This is a genomic window from Streptomyces sp. A1136 (genome assembly GCF_004795055.1).
Lineage (GTDB): Bacteria > Actinomycetota > Actinomycetes > Streptomycetales > Streptomycetaceae > Streptomyces.
The window spans coordinates 1-4,045 of record NZ_SSBJ01000088.1 but is presented as its reverse complement, the minus strand read 5'-3'; the positions used below and the strand labels follow the sequence as shown (position 1 = coordinate 4,045).

Sequence of the window (4,045 nt, the reverse complement as noted above, 5' to 3'; positions counted from 1 at the left end):
GTTGAAGTAGCCGCCCGCGTTGTGCGTCCACATCTTCAACGTGCCAGAGGAGTCCCGGGCGACGATGTCCGCCTGCCCGTCCCCGTTGAAGTCCGCCGCCGTCGTCTGCGTGAACACCGCGGACGGCGCGTCGCTGATGTTCTTGTAGCGGTAGGGCTTGTATCCGTTGGAGGACAGGTAGCTGCGGGTGTAGTAAGTGCTGTCTTCCCGGGCGTTGGTACCGGAGTGTGCCTCTTCGAGGATCACGGCGGTGGTGTGGCCGGAGTCCTTCCAGCCCTTGAACAGCACCACGTGGCTGTTGATGTTGTCGAGCATGTCGCCGGGCTGCAGCTCGTCGAAGCCGCTCAGCTCGGTGGCGAAATTGGGCAGGGTCCATGTGGTCTCGCCGTAGTTGTTGGTGGAGCTGGACGGTAGGCCCCACGCCATGGAGACGAAGCCGGAACAGTCCTGACGGTACTTGCCGTTGTCATCGGTGTGGTACGAGTAATCGCTGTACGGTACGCCCGCGTCGATCCAGGTCTGCGCCCTCTTGAGCACCTCGTTGCGGGTGATCTGCCCGCCTGCGACCACGCCCGGCGAGTCGCTGCCGGGAGCGGCTATCCCAGCGCTCCTCGCGCCTGCGGCAAGCTCGTCTGCCGTCGCCGTGGCCGGGTTGGGAACCGTGGGAGTGAACGGCGTGTCACTGACGGCGCCGACCGTTGCGGACTGCGAGGTGACAGGCGCGTCCGCGGCGTAGGCGGCGCCAGGCAGAGCGATGGCGGCACTCGCGGCCACAGCGATGGACAGCGCGAGGATTCCACCGCGACGAATGGAAGTGGACATGACAATACTCCTGGAAGTTCGGGGTAGGGAATGGTCAGCCGAACGCGGCTGAGTGAGGTCTGGGGTGGCCCGCTAACGGCGGTGCAGCGACGGAATCTGTTACCTGAGCCCGTCCGGGCCCGTCATCACCCATGACGGAACGGATCCGAGGAAGGTAACAACATGTCCGACAGCGGCACCCTGGCCCCGATAGCCGAGGCCTTCGAGTCCCAGCGCGACCGGCTGCGCGCGGTCGCCTACCGCATGCTCGGCTCACACGCCGACGCCGAGGACGCCGTCCAGGAAGTGTGGCTGCGGCTCTCCCGCCAGGACGCGGCGGTCATTGACAACCTCGCCGGCTGGCTGACCACGGTGGTCGGCCGGATCAGCCTCGACGTCCTGCGATCGCGCCAGGCCCATCCCACGGCGTCCTACCAGGATCGTCTGCCCGAGCTCCTGGTGACGCTCGACGACGGCCCCGCGCCGGAAGAGGACGCGGTGCTCGCCGACTCGGTCGGGCTCGCGCTCCTCGTCGTCCTCGAGTCGCTCCGGCCGAGCGAGCGGCTCGCGTTCGTACTGCACGATCTGTTCGCCGTGCCGTTCGACGAGATCGGCACGATCCTCGGCAAGTCCACCGCTGCCGCGAAGATGCTGGCCAGCCGTGCCCGCAGGAAAGTACGCGCGACTGAGCGGCCGACAGGACTTGAGCCAGAGCAGCGGCAGATCGTCCATGCCTTCCTGACGGCGTCCCGCGACGGCGATTTCGAGGCACTGCTGAGGGTGCTCGACCCGGAGGTGCGGCTGAGCGTCGACACCCCCGCCGGGGAGATCGTCGTCCTGGGCGCCACCAAGGTCGCCGCCGGCGCGCAGCTGGGTGCCAGTGGGGTCAAGCTGGGACGTGCGGCGCTCGTCAACGGGCGTCCCGGCCTCGTCTGCTGGAACGAGGAAGGCTCCCCGCTATCGGTCCTCGCATTCACCATCACCGACGGCCGGATCACCCACGTCACGATCCTCACCGATCCAGCCAAGCTCGCGCTTGCCGACCTGCCGACCCCGGCGTGAACCGTTTGACAGCCGCTCAATGCCCCTGCGGGTTGCGAGCGCAGCGGGCTGCAGCCCTGACAGACTGCCTCGACATCAGCGGCCACCACCACGATGACCACCACAGCGCTGGACTGAATCCGGCTGGTCGGCAGCGCGGCGTAGACTCGGGTAACCGGTTCGTGGTGCTGGACGGCTTACGAATTCTGGCGGCGCTGTCGGTGCTCTTCTACCACTACATCGCCCTGGAGAGCGCCTGGGGCGAGCCGGCACGTGCCCGTCGGCCAGAACTCCCACAACAGGGCCCCCACCGCCAACCCCTGGTGAGCCTTCAGGGAGTGTCGCCGGACCAGTACCAGCGGTTCCGCTCGCCGGGGCGCGGGTTGTACAGGGCGCGGCCACCGGCGCCGAACTGTCCGAGCTCAGTCACCAGCGCGGCGCCGGTCTGTATCTTGTCTGCCGTCCAGCCGGTGACGTCGAGCAGCAGTCCGTCGAGCGGGCCGCCGACGAGTTCGGCGTAGGTGCCGCCGGGCCGGGGGCCCAGGTTCGGGTCGTCGCGGTCCGTTCCGTAGACCGGCCTCGCAGCAGCTCCTCATCGCTGTCCATGCGTCCCAGCCGGGCACCGACAGCGGAGGCTTCGCACGTGCCGCCGTGTGCCGCCGGGTCCACTCCGGCAGGGGCGTGAGCCACCGGTCCGCGTGCAGTGCGCGCCGGAGCGGTAGTCGAGCACGGTGCCGCACGGCGCGGTGCCGGTGGCCGGGTGGTCCGTGGGTCCGGGTCAGCCGTCGAGGTCCACAGCGTGCGCGGGCACACGCGAGCCAGGACGCGCCCGGCCCGAGCCCTGTGCCCGGGCCTTCGCGGAGCACAGTGGTGACCGGGCACTCCACGACCCTGCGCATCCCGGTCAAGGCGGCCGGAGAGTCGTGGACGATCGACGGCATCGTGCTCCTGCCGGGTCAGACCTCGACGTAGGCGACGACGACCACGGTGCGCAGTGCTGTGACCCAGTACAGGAGCCGGACCTGTTCGATGTCGTCGGTGTACTGGCGCAGCTGGGGGCCGGCGGTGTCGCCGGGAAGGGCCTCGCCAGCCTCGGGGTCGACGGAGACGACGACCAGGGCGCGGTCCAGGGCGTGGATCTCCGCCTCGCTGGTGATGTTTCTCCAGCTGCTTGGCGGCGGAGTCGGAGAAGGCTATCCGGGCGCGGGGCGGGCTGTTCCGCGGGGCCATCAGGCGACGGCCGGGCGCTGCGCTGCGAGCCGGGCGAGGTGGGCTTCGCGCAGTTCCTCCCACGGCGTGCAGTCCTCCGCTGAGGGCAGGCCGTTGGCGGCGATGTCCTCCAGGACGGCGGCCAACTGGTCGGCGTTCTCGCGGGTGCGAGCCGCGTAAGCGCGGACCGCGTCGGCGGCCGCGGGCTCCAGCTGCTGCCGGGCAGTGTCGGCGGAGGCCGGCTGTTCGCTCATCGAGGGCTCCAGGGCGCGTAACTGGCGGGTCTCACCACGGTATCGCCGTGTGGAAGGACGCGGGGCCACTCCGGCCGAACCCGGCTCCGCGATCACGTTCCTTACGGATCACCGGCATCCGGGAGGTCGACTTCTATGTGTCACGGCCGCCCCTCGGACCCCATCTGGAGGGCCGCCGACACTCGGCTCGTCGTTGCCGTCGGCCGCCCCCTGCCGGGCAACCACAACGACTGCAAGGCGTCGGAGCTGTCCGGGGCGCAGGCTGCCGACGGAAAGACCACGGTGATCGCGGACGGCGGCTACCGCGGCACCGGCGGCCTCCACCACCGCCCGTGACCACAGGCAGGGCCCGGCGTCCGCCGGCGGGACCAGACCGCAGCCGGTCGCCCACCACCACGCCGCCACCGGAATCCGCAACCGGCCCGCAGCCGCGTACGCGTCGTACTCCTCGCGCACACGAACGCGCCATGAAACGCACCCCAATCGCACATCGACCGGCCCGACCACTGAGCCGTGCCCCGAAAGATGGCGGTATGTGCGACGAGATTTTTACTTGGCGGACGAGCGCAGTACTTGGCGGATCTTGCTTCGGTAACGCTGCGTTGTTGAGACTTAGGGCCTGTGTGAGGTTGTGATCAGTCGGGGGGTTTGAGGAGGTCGTCGATCCAAATCATTGCGGCGCGGAGGTGGAGGCCGGCGAGGTAGCTTTCGGGTGACTTGTCGTAGCGGGTGGCGATGCC

Annotated in this window: 2 protein-coding genes and 4 pseudogenes; 2 read left to right on the top strand and 4 right to left on the bottom strand. The window is 69.3% G+C overall.

Translation table 11 applies throughout. The features are described from left to right. Nucleotides 1–822: pseudogene (locus E6R62_RS37290) on the bottom strand (hypothetical protein); the annotation flags it as partial. Nucleotides 823–984: 162 nt separating this feature from the next. Here E6R62_RS37290 and E6R62_RS37285 point away from each other — a divergent pair. After that, nucleotides 985–1,863, top strand: coding sequence for a sigma-70 family RNA polymerase sigma factor (locus E6R62_RS37285; protein ID WP_136217886.1), 879 nt, complete (start codon nucleotides 985–987; stop codon nucleotides 1,861–1,863). 310 nt (nucleotides 1,864–2,173) lie between these two features. On the opposite strand, the pseudogene E6R62_RS37280 reads toward E6R62_RS37285, so the two are convergent. The 3 genes and pseudogenes from E6R62_RS37280 to E6R62_RS37265 form a co-directional block, all read right to left on the bottom strand. Further along, a pseudogene (locus E6R62_RS37280) lies at nucleotides 2,174–2,448 on the bottom strand (hypothetical protein). A 350-nt stretch (nucleotides 2,449–2,798) separates the two neighbouring features. Continuing rightward, nucleotides 2,799–3,072: pseudogene (locus E6R62_RS41575) on the bottom strand (hypothetical protein). Beyond that, complete coding sequence (locus tag E6R62_RS37265; protein ID WP_136217885.1) at nucleotides 3,072–3,305, bottom strand: hypothetical protein; 234 nt, start codon at nucleotides 3,303–3,305, stop codon at nucleotides 3,072–3,074. The pseudogene E6R62_RS41575 and the gene E6R62_RS37265 overlap by 1 nt, the downstream one beginning before the upstream one ends. 174 nt (nucleotides 3,306–3,479) lie before the next feature. On the opposite strand from E6R62_RS37265, the pseudogene E6R62_RS37260 reads away from it, so the two are divergent. Continuing rightward, a pseudogene (locus E6R62_RS37260) lies at nucleotides 3,480–3,620 on the top strand (IS5/IS1182 family transposase); the annotation flags it as partial. Between the last annotated feature and the right edge of the window lie 425 nt (nucleotides 3,621–4,045).

Excerpts from the sequence above, each read along its gene's own strand:
- E6R62_RS37265 (WP_136217885.1), bottom strand. The coding sequence starts at position 3,305 with ATGAGCGAACAGCCGGCCTCCGCCGACACTGCCCGGCAGCAGCTGGAG.
- E6R62_RS37285 (WP_136217886.1), top strand. The coding sequence starts at position 985 with ATGTCCGACAGCGGCACCCTGGCCCCGATAGCCGAGGCCTTCGAGTCC.